Origin of the sequence: Mycobacterium sp. 2YAF39 (genome assembly GCF_052114565.1) — a bacterium.
Lineage (GTDB): Bacteria > Actinomycetota > Actinomycetes > Mycobacteriales > Mycobacteriaceae > Mycobacterium.
Genome location: NZ_JBFREZ010000015.1, coordinates 1 through 20,992 on the forward strand (window position 1 = coordinate 1; position 20,992 = coordinate 20,992).

A 20,992-nucleotide genomic window follows, 5' to 3' on the forward strand; every position below is an offset into this window, starting at 1 on the left:
GGCTACCACCGAAGCACCTCGACACCGGCCAAGCCCGCGTCAACGACTACCACCGCCCCGAACGACTCCACCCACCCGACGACGACAAACCATCAGCCGAAGACAACGACACGCACGAACCCGGCGGACCAGAACCCAACGCCGCCTGAAGAGGTGACGGCTAGTTCAGCGCGGCCGCGAGCCTGCGCCATTGCTCGCGCGGGAATTCCCTCGGATCCGCGGTGAGCACCTGGACACAGACGTGGTCGGCACCGGCGGCCAGATGCTCGTTCACCCGGGCCAGCACGGCGTCCTCGTCACCCCACGCGATGATTGCGTCGAAGAGGCGGTCGCTCACCGACGACACGTCTTCCTCCGAGAAGCCGGAGCGCAGCAGATTGTTCGCATAGTTCGGCAGCGCCAGATAGGACCGCAGCCAATCCGTCCCGACGGCGCGGGCCTCATCCCTGTCCGAGGTGAGCAACACGGTCTGCTCGGGCAGAAGAAGCGGACCGTCGCCGAGGTGCTCGCGGGCGTAGCGGGTGTGGTCGGGCGTGACGAGGTACGGGTGCGCGCCGCGGGACCGCGTTGCGGACAGTTCGAGCATCTTCGGGCCCAGCGCGGCCAGCACCCGGTTGGCGACGGGCACGGGCTGTTCGGTCGCGTCGATCGCATCCAGGTAGGCGCGTGTCGCGGCCAGCGGCTTGCGGTAGAGACCGGGTTCCTTCGAATCGATGAGCGGTGCGTGGCTCACCCCGATGCCCAGCAGGAAGCGCTCACCATGCTTCGCCGTCAGCGTCGCGTAGGACGCCGCGACATCGGCGGGCTCGTGCATCCACAGATTCAGGATTCCGGTGGCGATCACCACCTGCTTGGTCGACGAGAGCAGTTGCGCCACCGAATCGAACACGGGTCCGCCGACGTCGGGGATCCACAGTGCGGTGAACCCAAGTTCCTCCAGCTCCGCCGCGGCTTGGGCGGCCTCGCCGGCATCGCCGTAGCGCAACTGCGAACTCCACACACCAACGCCTGCCAGATCCATCCGGTGATCCTTTCCCAGTGCCGACCCGCTCACGCTACGACGGCTGGTCCATGCCACGTCTCACACCCCGGATGTACGGGTCTTCGACAAGCTGATTTAGGGTAACCTCACAAACTTAGGACAGCCTGCGCTAATTTGCATCCTCCGCGCACCGGCCTCGACGCCCCGGACCGATCAGAGAAAGTGGAGCCGACGCGTGACTGACATCGCCGATACCCGCGAGGAGCTTGATGAGCGCCGGCTGGAGTTACTGCGCCGCAAGCTGGCCGAGCGTGGGCTCAAGTCGACCGCCGAGACGGCGGTATCACCCGGCGCCGCTGGCATGTCCGACGGGCAGCGCCGCATGTGGTTCGTCCAGACCGCCGACCCCACCGGTGCGATCCTCAACGTCTCTCTGTCGTATCGCATCACCGGAGCGCTGGACATCGCGAGATTGCGCGATGCCGTCAACGCCGTGGCGGCGCGGCATGAGCTGCTACGCACCACCTACGCAGCGGATGCCGACGGTGAACCGCAACCGACCGTTCACGACGATCTGCGGCCCGGCTGGTCCGCACATGACCTGTCCGACCTTTCCGACAACTCGCGCAGGTTGCGCCTGGAAGTGCTGGCGCAGAGAGAGTTCAGCGCCCCGTTCGACCTCAGTGCAAACGCGCCGCTGCGCCTGACTCTGGTCCGCACCGGAACCGACGAGCACATCATGCTGCTGGTCGCCCATCACATCGCGTGGGACGACGGTTGCTGGCGGGTGTTCTTCGCCGATCTCACGCGGGCGTACAGCGGCGAGCGGCTCGGCACGCCCGTGCCCGTTCCCGCCCATGCGAGCGATCCGCCCGCCGAAGACCTTGAGTACTGGCGCACGACGATGGCGAATCCACCGGAGCCACTTGAGCTTCCGGGGCCCAACGGTTCTGCGATCCCGACAAATTGGCGGTCAGCGCGCACCACGCTGCAACTGCCCGACGCGACGGTCGAACGTGTGACGATGCTGGCCAAGGAGTCCGGCGCGACGCCGTACATGGTGTTACTGGCAGCGTTTTCGGCGTTGATCCACCGATACACCCATTCCGATGACTTCCTGGTGGCCGCGCCGGTCCTCAATCGCACCGCAGACCTCGAGAACGTCATCGGGTACTACGGCAACACCGTCGCGATGCGGCTGCGCCCGCAACGAACCCAGACCTTCCGCGCAACGCTCGCGCAGGCCCGCGACGCGGCTGTCGGCGCGTTCGCACATCAGCGGGTGAACGTCGATCGCATCGTCCGCGAGCTCAATCCCGACCGCCGTCACGGCGCGGAGCGCATGACCCGGGTGACGTTCGGGTCGCGTGGCGCAGACGGCGCGGGCTTCAACCCGCCGGGTATCACCTGCGAGCGGGCCGACCTGCGCGCCCAGTTCACCCAGCTGCCATTGGGATTCATGGTCGAGTTCGGCGAATCCGGCGTGGTGGTGGAAGCGGAGTATCTCGTCGAGATTCTCGACGCGGCGCTCGCGCGGCAGTTGTTGGAGCACTACGCGGTGCTACTGGACAGCGCGTTGGCAACCCCCGACCTGCCCGTCGGTGAACTCGACGTGATGGGGCCCGCCGACCTCGACTGGCTGCATCGCGTGTCGACGGGCGAGAAATTCGATACCCCGGCACAGACATTGGCCACTCTGGTGGAAACTCAGGTCGCTCGTGCGCCGGACGACGTGGCGGTGGTCTACGAAGGCCGCCACTACACCTACCGTGAGATCAACGAAACGGCGAACCGGTTCGCGCATTGGTTGATCGGTCAGGGGATCGGCACCGAGGATCGCATCGCGGTGCTCCTCGACCGCTCGCCGGAGTTGGTGATCACCGCGCTCGGGGTGATCAAGGCGGGCGCGGTATACCTGCCGGTCGACCCGACCTACCCGGCGGATCGGCTGCGCTTCATCCTGTCCGACTCCGACCCGAAACTTGTTCTGCGTGAGCCCGTCACCGATCTCGACAGCTTCTCCGGTGAGAACCCGACCGACACCGAACGGGTTCGTCCGCTGAACCCGGAAAGCACCGCCTACCTGATCTACACGTCGGGTTCGACCGGGTTGCCCAAGGGCGTCTCCGTGCCACACCGCCCCGTTGCCGAGTACTTCGTCTGGTTCAAGGGTGACTACGGGATCGACGAGGGGGAGCGTCTGCTGCAGGTGGCGTCACCGAGCTTCGACGTCTCCATCGGGGAGATCTTCGGCATGCTGGGATGCGGTGGGCGGCTGGTGATTCCGCGCCCCGACGGGCTGCGGGACATCGGCTACCTCACCGACCTCCTGCGCGACGAGGGCATCACCTCGATGCACTTCGTCCCTTCGCTGCTGGGCCTGTTCCTGTCGCTCCCCGGCGTCAGCCAGTGGCGGACACTGCAGCGGGTGCCGATCGGCGGGGAGGCGCTTCCCGGCGAGCTCGCCGACAAGTTCCACGCCACCTTCGATGCGCTGCTGCACAATTTCTACGGCCCGACCGAGACCGTCATCAACGCCAGCCGGTACAAGGTCGACGGCAAGCAGGGCACGAAGATCGTCCCGATCGGCACGCCGAAGATCAACACCCAGATCCACCTGCTCGACGATGCACTCAAGCCGGTACCCGTCGGCGTCATCGGCGAGATCTACATCGGCGGAACCCATGTCGCGCAGGGCTATCACCGTCGGCCGAGGCTCACCGCCGAGCGGTTCGTCGCGGACCCTTTCACGCCGGGCGGCCGGGTATACCGGTCGGGCGATCTTGCCCGCCGCAACGCCGACGGCGACATCGAGTTCGTCGGCCGCGCCGACGAGCAGGTCAAGATCCGTGGCTTCCGGATCGAACTCGGCGAGGTCGCCGCGGCGATCTCCGTCGATCCCAGCGTGGGCCAGGCGGTCGTCGTGGTCAGCGATCTGCCGAACCTCGGCAAGAGCCTGGTCGGATACCTGACGCCGGCCGACGACGTCGAGGACGTCGACGTCGAACGTATCCGGGCGCGGGTCGCCGCAGCGCTGCCGGAATACATGAATCCTGCGGCATACGTTGTGCTCGCTGAGATCCCGATCACGGCGCACGGCAAGATCGACAGCAGGGCACTGCCGGAGCCGGACGTCGGCACCGGTGCCGAATACCGTGAGCCCGCCGAGGGAACCGAGCGACACATCGCGGACCTGTTCTCCGAGCTACTCGGACGTGACCGTGTCGGCGCCGACGATTCGTTCTTCGATCTCGGCGGCCACTCACTGCTGGCGACCAAACTGGTTGCGGAGGTGCGAGATCAGTGCAACGTCGACATCGGTGTCCGTGAGGTGTTCGAACTCGGCACCGTCGCGGGACTGGCCGAGCGCATCGATGCGGAGTCGGCGGCCGGGACCCGCCGCCCGCGGTTGGTCGCCATCCCTCGCGGGGGTCCGCTGCAGTTGTCGGCCCCACAGCTCCGCATGTGGTTCCAGTACCGGGTGGACGGGCCGAACACCGTCAACAACATCCCCTTCGCCGCAAGGCTCACCGGTCCGTGCGACACCGACGCGTTCGTGCAGGCGATGCGTGATGTCGTATCCCGCCACGAGGTGCTGCGAACGACCTACCGCGAGATCGACGGCATGCCGTACCAGATCATCGACGAGGCAGACGATGTTGCCGTGCGGCGAGCCCGCGGTGACGACGAGGTGTGGCTGCAGACCGAACTCGACGACGAACGGCGTCACCTGTTCGACCTCGAACGCAGCCTGCCGATCCGGGCCGCGTTGCTGTCCACGTCCGATGCGCACGTGGTGTCCTTGGTCGTCCATCACATCGCCGCCGACCACTGGTCGGCCATGGTGCTGTTCAACGATCTGCTGAACGCCTACCGTGCCCGCCGCTCCGGTGAGGCACCCGAGTTCACACCCATGCAGGTGCAGTACGCGGACTACGCCGCGTGGCAGGCCGCGCTGCTGGCCGACACCGAAGGACCCGTTGCGGCGCAGCGCGACTACTGGCGCAAGCAACTCGCTGGGCTGCCCGAGACTGCAGGCCTGACACCGGACTTCGCGCGTCCCGCGGTGCTGAGCGGTGAGGGCGACGCCGTCGAGTTCGTCATCGACGCGTCCACCCGCGCGAAGTTCGCCGACCTGAGCCGCGAACTCGGCGTGACCGAGTTCATGCTGCTGCAATCGGCGGTCGCCATCGCGCTGCACAAGGCGGGGGAGGGATCTGACATCCCGCTGGGCACCCCGGTGGCCGGGCGCACCGAGACGGTGCTTGACGCGCTTGTCGGGTTCTTCATCAACATCGTGGTGCTGCGCAACGATCTGAGCGGCAACCCGTCGCTGCGTGAGGTGTTGCGCAGTGCACGCGACACCGCTCTGGAGGCATACGCCAACCAGGACCTCCCGTTCGACCACGTCGTCGACGCGGTGAAACCGACGCGATCGCTTTCGCGCAACCCACTTTTCAATGTCGTCGTACACGTACGCGAAGCATTGCCGACCGGCCATCTCGTGGAGTCCGGCGACGACGGCGATACGCTGTTCACCGCGCTCGAGCCACCGTTCGACGTCGCGCACGCCGACCTGTCGGTCAACTTCTTCGCGACCGACGACGGCTATCGGGGTCACGTCATCTACCGCACCGACCTGTACCGGCGCACGACGGCCGAACGCATGGTGCGGTGGCTGGGCCGGGTCCTTTCGGCGTTCGCAGACGATCCGGACCAGAGACTGCGGGACGTCCAGATCGCCGATCGCGAAGAACGACAGCAGGTCTACACGTTCAGCACCGCGGCGCGCGTCAGCGTGCTCGACCATTGGCGAGATGCCGTCGCGGTGGGCGTCATCGGTGATGTGTACACCCACGAAGACGACGATCAGGCCACCCTCCTGCGCGCCAACGGAACGCGAGCCCGCTGGACGCAGGACGGCCGCCTCGACGTCATCGAGGCCGAAGAGCAGACACCGTCGGCACCTGCTACACGAGTCGGTCCCTCCGAACCTGCCCGCACCGAGACGGAACGCACGCTCGCGGCCATGCTCGCCGAGGCACTGGAACTAACCGAGGTCGGGCGGAACGACAACTTCTTCGGCCTCGGCGGTGACAGCATCCTCGCGGTCCAACTCGCCGCGCGAGCGCGTGATTCCGGAATTGCCCTGACCGCGCGAATGGTGTTCGAGCATCCGACGATTCACGACCTGGCGGCGACCGTCGATGATGCCGGTGCGGCACCGCAAGGAGACGATTCCCATCACGAGCCGATGGCCGCATCGGGACTGTCGGCGGACGAACTCGCGACCGTGACGGCCCTGTTCTCGTCGTCCCAGAACGGTGAGCCGTGACCGCGACCGAAACGAAGGTCGCCGTCGAGGATGTGATGGCGTTGAGCCCACTGCAGCAGGGGCTGTTCTCGCTGTCGAGGCTGAGCAGAGGAGACGACGGCGCAGCTGACCCGTATGTGATCGCGATGTCGGCCGACGTCGTCGGTGCGTTCGACCCGGACCTGTTGCGCGAATGCGCCGCAGCGCTTCTGGAACGCCATCCGAACTTACGCGCCAGCTTCTTCCACGGCGACCTCAGCCGGCCGGTGCAGGTGGTCCCCACTCGGGTGGAGCCGCCATGGCGCACGGTCACAGCGACGGCGGACGAGGTGGACGCGCTCGACACCGACGAGCGGCTGCGCCCGTTCGACCTCGAACGCGGACCCGCGATCCGGTTCGTGATCATCGAGGTGCCCCAATCGCATTGGCGCTTCGTCATCGTCGCGCATCACATCCTGATCGACGGGTGGTCGTTGCCGTTGTTCATGGGCGAACTGATCACGCTGTACCGCGTCGGCGGCGACACGGCGGTGCTGCCACCGCCCCCGCGCCCCTACCGCGACTACATCGGGTGGCTCGCGGGACGCGACCAGGACGTCAGTCGGCAGCTGTGGCGGGATCACCTCGGCGGCCTGGACGGCCCGACGCTGGTGACGCCCTCGCTGACCTCAGGTGAAGCTCCGACAGGTTCGCCGCGCCGCACCGAACTGAAACTGGACCGGCATACAACTGCCCGATTGGCCGACGCCGCACGGTCGCGGGGCGTCACCGTCAACACCCTCGTCCAGATGACGTGGGCGATGCTGCTGTCGGCGTTCACCGACCGCAGCGACGTGGTATTCGGCGTCACCGTGTCCGGCAGGCCCAGTGAACTCGCGGGCGTCGAGGCGATGATCGGCTTGTTCATCAACACCGTGCCCCTGCGGGTGCGGCTCGATCCCGCCGCGGGCGTCGGAACGCAATGTCTTGCGCTGCAGGGCGAAGCGGCCAGGCTGCGCGACCACAGCTATCTGGCCCACTCCGAAATCCGCTCGCTCGGCGGCGTCGGCGAAATGTATGACAGTCTGCTGGTCTACGAGAACTTTCCGCCAGGCGAACTGGTCGGTGGTGGCGAGTTCACGGCCAACGGCGCCACGTTCCGGCCTGCGTCGCTGGAGAGCCTTTCGCACTTCCCGGTGACCATCGCCGCCCATATGGTCGACGATCAGCTCACGGTGCTGGTCGAGGTCATTGACGGTGCGCTGGGATCGATGAGCCCCGAATCGCTCGGCGAACGCCTGCTGGAAACGGTGCGGCGACTGATCGCCGGATGGGACGGCCCGCTTCGCGATGTCAGCGTCCTGCTCGACGGTGAGGCGCCGGCGGCGGCCGCGAAATCGATTCCGGCGCCCAGCGATACGGGTGTGCACACCAAGTTCACCGAGATCGCCTACACGAAGCTCGCGTCGCCTGCGCTCAGCTGGTCCGACGGCGCACTCACGTACCGCGAACTGGACGAGGCCGCCGACCGGCTGGCCGCCGTGCTGGTGTCGCGCGGCGTGCGGGTGGAAGACCCGGTGGCGATCAGCCTTTCGCGCGGTCCGCAGTATGTGATCGCGATGCTCGGCGTGCTCAAGGCGGGCGCAGTGATGGTTCCCCTCGACCCCGCGATGCCGACCGACCGCGTCGCGGACATCCTCGGCCAGTGCACGCCCGCGGTCGTCGTCGACGATGCGCTGATGTCAGACAGCGCACCGGAGCCGTTGGACGGCTTCCAGCCGGTTGCTGCCCGTCCCGGCCAGGCCGCGTATGTGGTCTTCACGTCCGGTACGACAGGGCGACCGAAGGGTGTCGTCGGGACTCATCAGGCGCTGCTGGCGTACGCCGAGGACCACGCGGTCGCGGTCCTGCGCCCGGCGGCGGCCCGCCTGCGCCACCCGCTGCGCGTGGCGCACGCCTGGTCGTTCACGTTCGACGCCGCATGGCAGCCACTCGTTGCGCTGCTCGACGGCCACGCGGTGCACATCGTCGACAACGACGTCCAACGCGACGCCGAGGCGCTGGTCGAGACGATCGCGCGGCACGGCATCGACATGATCGACACCACGCCGTCGATGTTCGCCCAGTTGCACGCCGTCGGCCTGCTGACCACGGTGCCTCTCGGTGTGCTTGCCCTGGGCGGCGAGGCGATCGGTCTTCCGGCGTGGAATCAGATCCGCGACGAATGCGCACGCACCGGTATGTCGGCCTACAACTGTTACGGCCCAACCGAATCCACGGTGGAAGCCGTCGTCGCCGAGATCGCCGAACACGAGAGGCCCACGATCGGGCGGCCCACGATGTCGACGCGCGCGTACGTGCTCGATTCGTGGCTGCGTCCCGCGCCCGACGGCGTGGCGGGGGAGCTCTACCTGTCGGGGCACCAGCTGACCCGCGGCTATCTTGGCAGGCCCGGCGAGACTTCGGCCCGGTTCGTCGCGGACCCGTTCATCGACGGCGAGCGGATGTACCGGACCGGCGACGTCGTGCGACGCCAGCCCGACGGTGCCTTGCTGTTCCTCGGCCGGTCCGACGCGCAGGTCAAGATCCGCGGATTCCGCGTCGAGCCCGCCGAGATCGCGGCGGTGCTGCACACCCACCCCGCGGTGCGGCATGCCCACGTCGCGGTTCGGGAGAGGGTCCGGGGTGGACCCCGGTTGATCGCCTACGTCGCCGTCGAACCGGCACCCGATGTTTCGGAACTGCGCGCGATGCTGTCGAAGCGGTTGCCGCGCTACATGGTTCCGCAGAGCATCGTGATCGTCGACCAGATGCCGCTGACATCGCACGGCAAGATCGACGAAACCGCGCTCGCCGCCATCTCCGTCGACGACGGTCCGTCGGCCGCACCCGAAACCGAGACCGAGTCCGCGCTCGCCGCCGTGCTGGCCGATCTGCTCGACGGTGCCGAGATAGACGTCACCGCGGAGTTCCTGTCGCTCGGGCTCGACAGCATCGTCGCGCTGTCCGTGGTGCAGGGTGCCCGCAGGCGCGGTATCCCGTTGCGGGCGCGGCTGATGCTCGAATGTGCGACGGTCCGCGAGCTCGCCGCGGCGATCGACAGTGAGTCGGTCACCGTGGACCGTCGCGACGAGGAGGACAGCGGCCCGATCCCGGTACTGCCCAACGTGCACTGGCTGTTCGAGCAGGGCGAACCGCGCCGCCTGGCGCAGACCGAAGCGATCCGGCTGCCGGACGGCATCACCAGGGCACACCTTGACCGCATGCTGGCGGCCGTCGTCGACGGTCACGAGGTCCTGCGGCGCCGCCTCGACCGCGCCACCATGACCCTGGTCGAACACGACCCGCGGGACATCCTGACCGAGGTGTGGGTCGACGGCGATATCACCGACGCGGTCGCCGAGCAGACCCACAATTCTGTGGAACGTCTTGATCCGCAACAAGGATCGCTGCTGTCCGCGGTGTGGCTGCGGCAGCCCGACGGTCCGGGTGTACTCGTGCTGACGGCACACGTCCTCGCAATGGATCCGGCGTCATGGCGGATCCTCCTCGGCGAACTCGACGCGGGTTGGCACACTCTTGCGTCGGGGCGCGATCCGGTGCCGACAGTGGAGCACACCAGCTATCGGCGCTGGACGCGGCTGCTGGCCGAGCGTGCGGCCGACCTCGACACGTGTGACTTCTGGGCGGCACAACTCGACGGTGACGACCCGATCCTGGGCACCCGTCGCGTTCGACCGCAGACCGACCGGATAGGCGACGTCGTCGTCACCATTTCGCTGACCGATGCCGGGGTGTCCAAGCGCCTGCTCAACGCCGCCGAGCCCACGCAGAACCTGCTCGCGGTCGCGGCCGCGCGGACCGTCACCCGGTGGCGCAGGCACCGTGGGCAGGACCTCACGACGCCGCTGCTGGCCCTCGAAACCCACGGTCGCGCGGACGCATTGGTCGAGGGTGCCGATACCTCCGACACCGTCGGCCTGCTCACCGCGATCTATCCATTGCGCATCCGCGCCGGTGCCGGCATCGACGCGGTGCCTGGCGACGGGATCGACTACGGCCTGCTGCGCTATCTGAGACCCGATACCTCGCAGCGGCTGCGGTCCTATGCAGAACCGCAGGTGCTGCTGAACTTCCTTGGCCGGATCCACGTCGCGGTGGGCGGCGAGCTGCGACCGGATCGCGCACTGCTCGCGAACGTCTCGCCGCTCCCGGAGCCCGACCTCGCGGTGCGACACGAGCTGACCATCCTGGCGGCGGTGATCGGCGAAGGGGATAACCAGGTGCTCGGCACGCAGTGGCGCACGCTTCCGGACATCTTCTCTGCCGACGACGTCGCCACCCTGCAGTCGATGTGGCAGGACTCCTTGCGAGAGGTTGCACCATGAGGCCCACCCTCGCCGTCGTCGGCGCAGGTGCCAAGGCCGTCGCCGTGGCAGCCAAGGCGGCCGAACTCCACGACATGGGCGTCGATGTGCCCAAAGTCGTTGCGGTGGAACGCACGGGCGTTGCCGCCAACTGGCAGGCCGAGGGCGGCTGGACCGACGGCCGGCACCGGCTCGGAACGGGTCCCGAGAAGGACGTCGGCTTTCCCTACCGCTCGTCGTTGGTGCCGCGTCGCAACGCCGAACTCGACGAACGTATGACGCGGCACAGCTGGCAGGCGTATCTGATCGGCACCGGGCAGTTCGCCGAATGGGTGGACCGCGGCCGGCCTGCGCCCACTCACCGTCGGTGGAGCCAGTACCTGTGCTGGGTCGCGGGCAATTGCGGGATGGAGATCGTCGGCGGCGAAGTCACCCGGATCTCCGTCGACAACGGCGCCGACGCGCCGCGTTGGGCGCTGCACACCCCTGAGCGCAGGGTGCTCGCCGATGGTGTGATGATCACCGGGCCGGGACAACCGGAGCGCTCGATCCTGCCGGGTAACGCCCGGGTGCTGTCGATCGCGCAGTTCTGGCACCGCGCAGCGCGCAGCGACCTCTCGGCCGAGCGCGTCGCGGTCATCGGGGGAGGCGAAACCGCCGCCTCGATGCTCAATGAGCTTTTCCGGCATAGGGTTTCGACGATCACCGTCATTTCTCCCGGGGTCACTCTGTTCACCCGTGGCGAGGGATTCTTCGAGAACACGCTGTTCTCGGATCCGACCGGCTGGAGCGGACTCACCCTCGCGGAACGGCGCGATGCGCTGGCCCGCACCGACCGAGGAGTCTTCTCCGCGCGCGTGCAGGATGCACTGCTTGCCGACGATCGCATCCGGCACCTGCGGGGCCGCGTCGCCCACGCGGTGGCGCGCGACAGCCGAATCCGCCTGACGCTGAGCACCAATCAGGGCGGCGAGAACCTCGAGACGGTGCACGGGTTCGATCTGGTGATCGACGGATCGGGCGCCGACGCCTTGTGGTTCGTGCCGCTGCTGGGTCAGGACGCACTGGATCTGTTGGAACTCGGCCTCGGCGGTCAGCTCACCGGTGAATCGGTGCAGGAATCCATCGGAGACGATCTGGCCGTCACCGACGTCACGCCAAAACTGTTCCTGCCCGGCTTGTCCGGACTCACCCAGGGCCCCGGCTTTCCGAACCTGTCCTGCCTCGGGCTGTTGTCAGACCGGGTACTCGGTGCTGACCTGAAAGCGGCAACCGATCTTTCATTGGAGAGAAGCGATGAGCACGAATCCATTCGATGACGAAAAGGGCACGTTCTACGTGCTGGTCAATGACGAGGGACAGCACAGCCTGTGGCCGGCGTTCGCCGCTGTGCCCGGCGGCTGGCGCGTCGGCTTCGGGGAGAGCTCGCGCGCAGACTGCCTTGCCTACGTCGAAGAGAAGTGGGCGGATATCCGCCCACTGAGCTTCCGCGCCGCCCTGGGCTAGAGTCGAAGGCTCACGCCGGTTCTGCTGCGGCGATCCGCCACCCGGTGCTCTGTTCCTGCTGACGCCAGAACTCCGCGAAATACCCACCCCGCTGGGTCAGTTCGTAGATCGTGCCCTGCTCGACGATCCTGCCGTCGGCGACGAACAACACCTGGTCGGCATTGCGGATCGCGCCGAGCCGGTGCGCGATGACGACACGGGTGCGCCCGCGTGGATCGTCTGTGATCGCATCGGTGATGGACGTCTCGTTCTCGGTGTCCAGTGCGCTGGTCGCTTCGTCGATCAGCAGCACTCCCGCCGGTTTCACGAGCGCCCGCGCGATACTGACCCGCTGACGCTCACCGCCGGAGAGTGCGGCGCCTGCCTCGCCGACCCGGCTCGACTCGCCGTCGGGTAGGCGCGAGACGATCTCGTCGACACGGGCCAGTGACATCGCCTGCCGCACATCGCTGTCGTCGGCCTCGGGATGGCCGGCCCGGACGTTGTCTTCGATGGCGCCGTCGAACAGATACGGATGCTGGAACACCATGCTCACCAGCGCGCGGCGCGCGGCCGCGTCGAGATCGCCGATATCGGTTCCGTCGACCAGGATGTGGCCGCGATCGGTGGTGTGCAGACCCGCGATGAGCGAGAGGATCGTGCTCTTTCCCGACCCCGACGGTCCCACGATCGCGGTCGTGGTGCCCGGTTCGAGGGCGAAGTCGAGGCCGGCCAGGACATCCGCGTCGGAGCCGTCGTAACGGAAACTGACATCACGGAATTCGATACGGGGCGAATGGGTTCGCGCGCTTGGCGCCGCGCCGTCGGTGGCCTGCGATGTGCGGGGGGCGTCGATGATGCTCCGCAGGTTCGCCAGCACCCCGCGGGAATTCTCGACGGCGGTCGACAGGTCCGCCAGGACCGTGAAGGGTTCGAGGAACCGCACCAGGACGATCAGCAGCGCGACGGCCTCGGGCGCGCCGATCTGACCGCGCACCGCCAGGGTGGTGATCGTGCCTGCCAGCACGATGAGCGCGATCTGGCTGGCGACGCTGAACAACAGTTGCCCGGGAATCTGGAACAGCAACAGCCTCATCGTGGCCCCCTGCGCCGAGGTCACGGCCTCACCGGTCGTGCTGCGCGCCGCCGTGGCTCGCCTGCTGGCACGCAGGGCCTGCTGCGTGCGCGCGAACTCGAGGATGCGTTCGGTGAGCGCGTTGTGCGCGCGAGAGTCGGCGGCGTCGGCGGCGCGCACGATCCGCTGGCTCGCTACCAGGGCACCAAGCAGCAGCGGCAGTGTGATCGCCGCCGCCACGCCGAGTTGCCAAGAGACCAAGAACAATCCGACCGAGATCGCGGCGGGCAGCAGCACGGCGCCGAGGAACGGTGTCAGCAGGTTTGCGACGAACGCGACCACATCAGGAGCGCTCGTGGCGATCGCCTGGCGTGCCATCGCCGTGTTGTCGGTGGTGAACCAGCCCAGCGGGATGTCGGTCAGCCGGTCGGCCATGCGGTGCTGAGTGTCGTTCACCAGCGCGAACCCGATGCGGTAACCGATGCGCGCCAAGATCATGTCGACGACCCACCCGCCCCCGGTGACTGCGGTGAGGGTGCCGAGCCACGTCAGGGCGTCGGTGGGCACGGAGCTGAACAGCGCGCCGAGCAGCGGCACCAGCAGCAACGCGCTCGCGGCGCGCAGGATCACCGAGATGAATGACAGCACGGCATAGGCGATGAGCACGCCACGGTGTCCGGCGGGGATCAGGCGGAGCAGATTGCCGATCATCGGGTGGCCTCGCCGGCGAGAACGCCGCCGGATGTGCGGGCGTCGCCTCCTCTGCTGTCCCACAGCTGCCGGTAGCGGCCGTCGGCGTTGAGCAGCTCGGCGTGACTGCCGATTTCGGCGATCCGCCCGCGATCGAGGACGACGATCTGGTCGGCCTCGGTGATGGTGTGCAGGCGGTGAGCGATCACGAGCACCGTCCGGTTGCGGATGAGACGGCCCAACGCTTGTTGCACAAGGTATTCCGACTCTGGATCGGCGAACGCGGTCGCCTCGTCCAGAATCAGGATCGGGGTATCCGCCAGCAGCGCCCGGGCGATCGTCAATCGCTGCCGTTCACCTCCCGAAAGCTGGCTGCTGGCACCGAGCACGGTGTCATATCCGTCCGGCAGCCGCATGATCCGCTCGTGGATCTGTGCGTCGCGCGCGGCCGCCTCGACCTCGGCGGCACTGGCTTCCGGCCGGGCCAGCGCCATGTTGTCACGCACACTTCCGTTGACCAGCTGGACGTCCTGGAACACGAAACCGACCTGGGTGTACAGCTCGTCGGGCGTGAGCGCCCGCACGTCGCGGCCGCCGATCCGGATCGCGCCGCTGTCGATGTCGTGGAACCGCGCGAGCAGCGATGCCAGCGTCGACTTCCCGGAGCCCGACGGCCCGACCAGTGCCGTCACGGTTCCCGGTCGCAGGGTGATGCTGACGTCGTCGATGACCGGAACGCCTGGGCGGTAACCGAAGCCGACGTTCTCGAAGGCGACGGTGCCGGGCGGAGCCGACGACGCCGCGCCGTGCGTGTCGCCGGTGACCAGTTCGTCCTCGTCGAGGGCGACCGCGATGCGGCGGGCGGCCTGCATGCCTTCGCGGAGTCCGCCGAATCCGAACGCGATGCCCAACAGGCGGGTGCCGAATGTGGTTCCGAGAATCAGGAACGGCAGCAGGGTGGTGGGCGCCATCGAACCGGAAATGACGAAAAGGGTTCCCGCCGAGGCGATGAGCCACAGGAACGTCGACGGACGTGTGACCAGGTCCATGAACGTCTTCTTGCCGATGAACGGACGCTGCCAGACATTCAGGAACTCGATGTAGTCGTCCAGGCTGCGCCTGAAGGACGAGGCTGCCGCACCGCCGAACACCCGGATCACCGGCTGCCCTTCGAGATACGCGGCGGCCTCACTGTTCATCCGCTCGCTCCACCGGGATGCCTCGGTGATCTTCGGTCCGCTCTGGTACACCATCGTCCACGTCGTGAGGATGTAGATCACGATCGGTATGAACAGGATCAGCGCCAGCCGCCAGTCGACGATGAACAGGTACACCAGCACCGCGATCGGTGCGACCACGGCGGCAACGGCATCCGACACCGCGTGGGTGACGAGGTAGTGCAGCGACAGGGTGTCGTCCTGAATCAGCTTCTTGACCGCACCCGACCCGCGCTGGGTGAACCACCCCAGCGGCACCCGCGCGAGCTTGTCGAGCAGTCGTCGCCGAATCGTCGCGCTGAAGCGCATGTCGACGATGTGCAGCCACAACAAAAGCGCCGCGCTGAAGACGGTGCCCGCGCCGAGAAGCACCACGAACACGACCAACGTGCCCCGCAGCGATTCGCCGGACCCCGACAGCAGTTGCCTGGCCAGTTCGACCAGCACGACGAACGGCGCCAGCTGCAGCAAGGTGATCAGCACCTCGAGCACACCGGTCGCGATCAGCTGCGGCTTCACCGGAGCCAGAAGGCCTTTGGCGGCCTGCGACCGCCACTGGCCCTTGGGCGCGTTCGCCTCGGTCACGGACGCGACATTCGCCTCGGTGGTTTCGGGAGTCGCCGCCACGGTGTCGGGTGTCTTGTCGTCGCTGTCGCGACGGCTGCCCATTTCGCGGCCCTGATTCCAGTACGCCTGCGCATGCAGGTCGGACTTCGGGAATCCGAACACCTCGCGCAAGCGTTTGCGAAGAACCTTGAGCGAGTTGGCCTCTGGGCCTGCCCATGCGTACCAGTTCGACCAGTCCCGGTCCTCGATGGCGGTGGCCAGTGCGAGCTCGTCGGTCCTGTCCACCCAGTGCAGATTCCGGCGCGGATGATCGGTGATCGGGATGAGGTCGTCGTCGGCGGTGTGCCGTTCCAGGTACACCTCGACGTCGACGTCGGCCGGGAGCACGTCGAGGATCGAGTTGATGGCCGGTATGGACGCCGAGTCGCCGACGAGCAGGAATCCGGCGGGCAACTCGTCGGGTACATGGAACCCTCGCGAACCCAGCGATACGACCGGAAGGGTCATGCCCGGTTCGGCCCTCGCCGCCCAGTGGCTCGCGGGACCGGACGGTTCGTGCAGCACCACGTCCACTGCGAACCGGCCGGTGTCCGGTTCGGCCCACACGATCGTGTACACGCGCTGGAACTCGCTGTCGCTGCCCGCGGGGTCGGGAAACCAGAAGCGCAGAAAGGCCGTCGGCTCGACGGTGACGTCTTCGAAGACGGTCGGTGAAGACATGGTGATCCGCACGAAGTGCGGCGCCACCCGCGAGACCTCGGTGACGGTGGCCTCGTGGTCACGCCCCCCGAAGCCGCGCAGCAGCGCACCCTGCAAGCCTCTTCCCATGTACACAGTCCTCTGCTCGGCGGATGCAGTTAGTTAGCGTAGCCTAACCTGAGATCGCGCCCACAGGTCACGTCGCTTCCGGGATGCACGCACTGCTCTACCGTTGTGGCGATGACGACTTCGAAGCGTCGACTCACTGTCGTCGCCGCTGCGTGGATCTGTGCAGCCGTCATCTTCGTGGCCTTCGAGGCGATCGCCGCGGCCGCCGTCCCGTCCTACAGCTACGTCGCCCAATACATCAGCGTGCTCGGCGTCCCCGAATGGTCTCCGCGCGCATCGCTGATGAACTGGGCCTTCTACCTGCAGGGTGTGCTGTTTCTCGGCGGCGCGATCGGGGCCGTCCGCGCTGTCGGCGGAGCTTGGGCAGGCGTGGCGTTTGTGCTGTTGACGGCGATCAACGCCGTCGGAAACTTCCTGATCGGCCTCGTGCACGGCTTCTCGCCGCTGTGGAACGACGGCTACGAATGGCTGCATGGCTTCGGTGCGTTCTTGGCGATAGGCGGCGGCAACGTCGCCATCGTGGTGGGGTCGGTGGTGATCGGCCGTGGTGTGTCGACGCGCTGGTACCGGCCGATCGGGGTGATGATCGGGGTGGCGGGTTTGGTGATCGCCGCGATGCTGCAGACCTACAGCAAGTGGGCCGGCGACTTCGTGCACCTCGGCCTCGTCGAGCGGGGCTGCGTGTACACGATCTTGGTGTGGCAGTTTTTCACCGGCATCGTGCTGTTGATCCGACCCCGCCTTGATGTGGTGGCACCGCACGCGGAAGGAGTGGGTTGATGGCTGAGACAACGCGAGTCGTGCTCGCCGACGACGACGTCCTGCTGCGGGCGGGCTTGGCCAGTCTGCTCGAAGGCGCGGGATTCGAGGTCGTCGGTCAGGCGGGCGACGGCGAGCAGCTGCTCAGCCTGGTTCGTGCCATGACGCCGGACCTCGTGGTCACCGACATCCGGATGCCGCCCACGAACACCAGTGAGGGTCTCGACGCGGCCAGGCTGATCCGGCAGGAATTACCGGATACGGCGATCATGGTGCTTTCGGCGCACGTGGCCGTCGACGATGCGATGGACCTGCTGGCAGCCGGTGATCGCATCGGCTACCTGCTCAAGAGCCGCATCACCGATGTCGCCGACTTCATCGATTCGCTCGAACGGGTCGCCAGGGGGGCCTCGGTGGTCGATCCGGCACTGGTGCGCGAGCTGGTATCCGCACGCAGACGAGACGATCCGCTGAGCGTGCTGAGCGAGCGCGAGAGCGAGGTGCTGGCGCTGATGGCCGAGGGCCGGTCTAATGCCGGTATCGCGCACCGCATTTGGGTGACCGAAGGCACGGTCGAAAAGCACATCCGCAGCATCATGAACAAACTGAGTCTGCCCGAGACGGGTGAGGACCATCGCCGAGTTCTCGCGGTGCTCGCCTTCCTCGACGCACGATAGCGTACCGGCGTACCGGCTGACCGGTACACCGATGGGGGCTAGCTGGGGAGACAGCGCCTCCGGTGCGTTCGATTCTGGTGAGACACCAGCGCACAAGGGGATTCTCGCGATGACCGAACAATTCGACGCCCTGATCCTCGGCAGCGGAAACGGCGGAATGTATCTCGCCTGGCACCTTGCGCAATCGGGGCAGCGGACCGCAGTTGTGGAACGTCGATGGATCGGTGGTTCCTGCCCCAACATCAACTGCCTACCGACGAAGAACGAGATCGCCAGCGCCAAGGTCGCCGACCTCGCACGTCATGCTGCGACGTTCGGCCTCGACACCGGTCCCGTCGCCGTCGACATGGAAAGGGTCAGACAGCGCAAACGCGACATGGTCGACTACATGGTCGACGGCACCCGCAAGCAGTACGAGAACACCGGCGCCGAACTCGTCATGGGCAGTGGGCGTTTCGTCGCGCCACGGACCATCGAGGTGCAACTCGTCGACGGCGGTGCTCGCACGCTGACCGCAGACCGTGTCTTTCTGAACCTCGGCACGCACGCAGCGATTCCCGACGTTCCCGGGCTCGCCGAAGCGGCGCCGATGACGAACATCGAGTTGCTCGAGCTGGACTATGTGCCTGCCCATCTGATCGTCCTCGGCGGCGGCTACGTCGGCCTGGAACTCGGACAGGCGTACCGCAGGTTCGGCAGCAGCGTGACGATCGTGCAGCACGGCGCGCAGATCGCCGCCAACGAGGACGGGGACGTTGCCGACGAACTGCGACGTCTGTTCGCCGACGAGGGCGTCGAAGTCGTCGAATCGGCCGACACCGTCGCCGTGCGCGGGCGCACCGGCAGCGAGGTGACCGTCGAGGTCCGCACGCCATCGGGTGACCGGCGGATCGAGGGCAGCGATCTGCTGATCGCCACCGGGCGGGTGCCGAACACGGCGGGCATCGGTCTGGACATCGCGGGCGTCCGGGTCGACGACCGGGGTTTCCTCGACGTCGACGACCGGCTGGAGACCACCGCGCCCGGCGTGTGGGGGATCGGCGAATGTTGCGCAGGCCATGAGCAATTCACCCATGTTTCGTTCGACGACTACCGGATCCTGCGGGACAACCTGGCCGGGGGAGATCGCTCCGCCGACGCTCGGCTGGTCCCGAGCTGCATGTTCACCGATCCGCAGCTTGCGCGCGTCGGGCTGACCGAACGGGAGGCGCAGCGCAACGGTGTGGAGGTCCGGGTGGCGCGACTTCCGATGAGCGCGGTATTACGCACCCAAACCACGGGGGAGACAAGGGGTTTCATGAAGGCCCTAGTGGGTGCCGACGACCTGATAGTCGGGTTCACGATGTTCGGCCCGGAGGCCGGCGAGGTGATGGCCGTCGTGCAGATGGCGATGATCGGCGGGATGCGGTATCAAGTGTTGCGCGATGCAGTGCTGGCACACCCGACGATGGCCGAAGGTCTGGGGTCGCTCTTCGGCAACGTGCCCGAACGGACCTAGATCGAGACCTGTTCGGACATAGGCACATCCATGTCGAACACCCGGGCGTGCAGCACGATCCGGTTACGCAACGCCGAGCGCACGGCGCGGTGGAGGCCGTCCTCCAGATATACGTCGCCCTTCCATTTCACTGCGTGGGGGAAGAGGTCGCCGTAGAACGTGGAGTCCTCCGAAAGCAGCCGATCGAGTGCCAGCACCGTCGTGGTCATCACCAGTTCGTCCAGCCGGATCTGGCGGGGCGGAATCTGCGCCCACTGCCGGTGGGACAGGCCGTGCTCCGGGTAGGGCCGTCCGTCGAGAACCCCTTTGAAGATCATGCGGTATCCATCCCCAGCGTCGTCCCCCGAGGCAAACGCATCACCTTGCAGAGGCTATCTCAAACGCCCCATGCGCACCGCCGACAGCCGCTCGCGCGCTATCGCCGCTGATGATGGCCGTAAAATGAATCCCAACACGGTACGAAGGGTAGGTGAACGCATGGGTAGCGCCGATGATCGTCGATTCGAGGTGCTGCGCGCCATCGTGGCCGACTTCGTGTCCACCAAGGAGCCGATCGGTTCCAAGTCGCTCGTGGAGCGCCACAATCTCGGTGTCTCGAGTGCGACCGTCCGCAACGATATGGCGGTCCTGGAGGCCGAGGGTTACATCGCTCAGCCGCACACCAGCTCGGGTCGAGTGCCGACCGAGAAGGGCTACCGCGAGTTCGTCGACCGGCTGGCGGACGTCAAACCGCTGTCGTCAGCCGAACGGCGCGCCATTCTCGGCTTCCTGGAATCGGGCGTCGACCTCGATGATGTGCTCCGCCGTGCGGTGCGCCTGCTTGCCCAGCTGACCCGTCAGGTCGCCATCGTGCAGTACCCGACGCTGTCGACGTCATCGGTGCGACACCTGGAGGTGGTCGCGTTGACGCCGGCGCGGCTGCTGCTCGTCGTGATCACCGACACCGGCCGCGTCGACCAGCGCATCGTCGAACTGGGTGACGCCCTGGGTGAAAACGACGTCGCCAAGCTGCGCGATCTGCTGGGACAGGCGCTGGAAGGCAAGCCGCTGGCCGCCGCATCGGTCGCGGTGGCCGACCTCGCGTCCGGGCTCAACGGCAAGGGCGGACTCGCCGACGCGGTCGGGAGGTCGGCAACGATGCTGGTGGAGACGCTTGTCGAGCACAGCGAGGAACGGCTGATGCTCGGTGGCACCGCCAACCTCACCCGCAATACCGCGGACTTCGGCGGGTCGCTTCGCTCGGTGCTCGAGGCGCTCGAGGAACAGGTGGTGGTCCTGCGACTGCTCGCGGCGCAGCAGGAGGCAGGCAAGATCACCGTGCGGATCGGCCACGAAACCGAGGCCGAGGCGATGGCCGGAACGTCCGTGATTAGCACTGCGTACGGAAGTTCGGGCAAGGTATACGGCGGCATGGGTGTGCTGGGACCGACAAGGATGGACTATCCGGGAACTATCGCCAATGTCGCCGCGGTTGCTCTCTATATCGGCGAAGTCCTGGGTAGCCGATAAACCCGGTGCCAACAGGCACGAACAAGCACGAAAGGTCAGGCAAGG

The 20,992-nt window shown here is 67.1% G+C and carries 12 protein-coding genes; 8 read left to right on the forward strand and 4 right to left on the reverse strand.

Translation table 11 applies throughout. The annotated features are described in order from the left end of the window. Nucleotides 1-160: 160 nt before the first annotated feature. Nucleotides 161-1,021 (reverse strand): LLM class F420-dependent oxidoreductase, encoded by an 861-nt coding sequence (locus AB4Z42_RS27280; RefSeq protein ID WP_442012424.1) that lies wholly within the window; start codon nucleotides 1,019-1,021, stop codon nucleotides 161-163. Nucleotides 1,022-1,217: 196 nt separating this feature from the next. Between AB4Z42_RS27280 and AB4Z42_RS27285 the strand changes: the two genes are divergently transcribed. The 4 genes from AB4Z42_RS27285 to AB4Z42_RS27300 are packed head-to-tail and all read left to right on the forward strand — an operon-like array spanning nucleotide 1,218 to nucleotide 12,148. Further along, nucleotides 1,218-6,317, forward strand: a complete 5,100-nt coding sequence (locus tag AB4Z42_RS27285; protein WP_442012376.1) for an amino acid adenylation domain-containing protein — start codon at nucleotides 1,218-1,220, stop codon at nucleotides 6,315-6,317. Then, the gene (locus AB4Z42_RS27290) at nucleotides 6,314-10,663 is read left to right on the forward strand and encodes an amino acid adenylation domain-containing protein (protein WP_442012377.1); all 4,350 of its coding nucleotides are present in this window, start codon (nucleotides 6,314-6,316) and stop codon (nucleotides 10,661-10,663) included. Before AB4Z42_RS27285 ends, AB4Z42_RS27290 begins: the two co-directional genes overlap by 4 nt. Then, complete coding sequence (gene mbtG / locus AB4Z42_RS27295; RefSeq protein WP_442012378.1) at nucleotides 10,660-11,961, forward strand: NADPH-dependent L-lysine N(6)-monooxygenase MbtG; 1,302 nt, start codon at nucleotides 10,660-10,662, stop codon at nucleotides 11,959-11,961. The genes AB4Z42_RS27290 and mbtG overlap by 4 nt, the downstream gene beginning before the upstream one ends. Further along, nucleotides 11,939-12,148: an MbtH family protein gene (locus AB4Z42_RS27300; RefSeq protein WP_442012379.1), complete on the forward strand. Its 210-nt coding sequence runs from the start codon at nucleotides 11,939-11,941 to the stop codon at nucleotides 12,146-12,148. Before mbtG ends, AB4Z42_RS27300 begins: the two co-directional genes overlap by 23 nt. A gap of 10 nt (nucleotides 12,149-12,158) precedes the next feature. On the opposite strand, the gene AB4Z42_RS27305 is transcribed toward AB4Z42_RS27300, so the two are convergent. Together AB4Z42_RS27305 and AB4Z42_RS27310 are read right to left on the reverse strand one after the other, a co-directional pair. After that, nucleotides 12,159-13,913: an ABC transporter ATP-binding protein gene (locus tag AB4Z42_RS27305; RefSeq protein ID WP_442012380.1), complete on the reverse strand. Its 1,755-nt coding sequence runs from the start codon at nucleotides 13,911-13,913 to the stop codon at nucleotides 12,159-12,161. Beyond that, a complete protein-coding gene (locus AB4Z42_RS27310; RefSeq protein WP_442012381.1) occupies nucleotides 13,910-16,504 on the reverse strand; it encodes an ABC transporter ATP-binding protein/permease in 2,595 nt (864 codons plus the stop codon). Before AB4Z42_RS27310 ends, AB4Z42_RS27305 begins: the two co-directional genes overlap by 4 nt. 111 nt (nucleotides 16,505-16,615) lie before the next feature. On the opposite strand from AB4Z42_RS27310, the gene AB4Z42_RS27315 reads away from it, so the two are divergent. The 3 genes from AB4Z42_RS27315 to AB4Z42_RS27325 all read left to right on the forward strand — a co-directional run bounded on the left by AB4Z42_RS27315 (nucleotide 16,616) and on the right by AB4Z42_RS27325 (nucleotide 19,438). Continuing rightward, a complete protein-coding gene (locus AB4Z42_RS27315; protein ID WP_442012382.1) occupies nucleotides 16,616-17,284 on the forward strand; it encodes a DUF998 domain-containing protein in 669 nt (222 codons plus the stop codon). Continuing rightward, on the forward strand, nucleotides 17,284-17,940 hold the full coding sequence (locus tag AB4Z42_RS27320) for a response regulator (RefSeq protein ID WP_442012383.1): 657 nt from the start codon (nucleotides 17,284-17,286) through the stop codon (nucleotides 17,938-17,940). The genes AB4Z42_RS27315 and AB4Z42_RS27320 overlap by 1 nt, the downstream gene beginning before the upstream one ends. A 109-nt stretch (nucleotides 17,941-18,049) precedes the next feature. Continuing rightward, the gene (locus AB4Z42_RS27325) at nucleotides 18,050-19,438 is read left to right on the forward strand and encodes an FAD-dependent oxidoreductase (protein WP_442012384.1); all 1,389 of its coding nucleotides are present in this window, start codon (nucleotides 18,050-18,052) and stop codon (nucleotides 19,436-19,438) included. Here the strand turns inward: AB4Z42_RS27325 and AB4Z42_RS27330 are convergent. Continuing rightward, the gene (locus tag AB4Z42_RS27330; protein WP_442012385.1) at nucleotides 19,435-19,755 is read right to left on the reverse strand and encodes a type II toxin-antitoxin system VapB family antitoxin; all 321 of its coding nucleotides are present in this window, start codon (nucleotides 19,753-19,755) and stop codon (nucleotides 19,435-19,437) included. The genes AB4Z42_RS27325 and AB4Z42_RS27330 overlap by 4 nt on opposite strands. 160 nt (nucleotides 19,756-19,915) lie before the next feature. On the opposite strand from AB4Z42_RS27330, the gene hrcA reads away from it, so the two are divergent. Further along, nucleotides 19,916-20,947 (forward strand): heat-inducible transcriptional repressor HrcA, encoded by a 1,032-nt coding sequence (gene hrcA / locus AB4Z42_RS27335; RefSeq protein WP_442012386.1) that lies wholly within the window; start codon nucleotides 19,916-19,918, stop codon nucleotides 20,945-20,947. Nucleotides 20,948-20,992 lie beyond the last annotated feature (45 nt).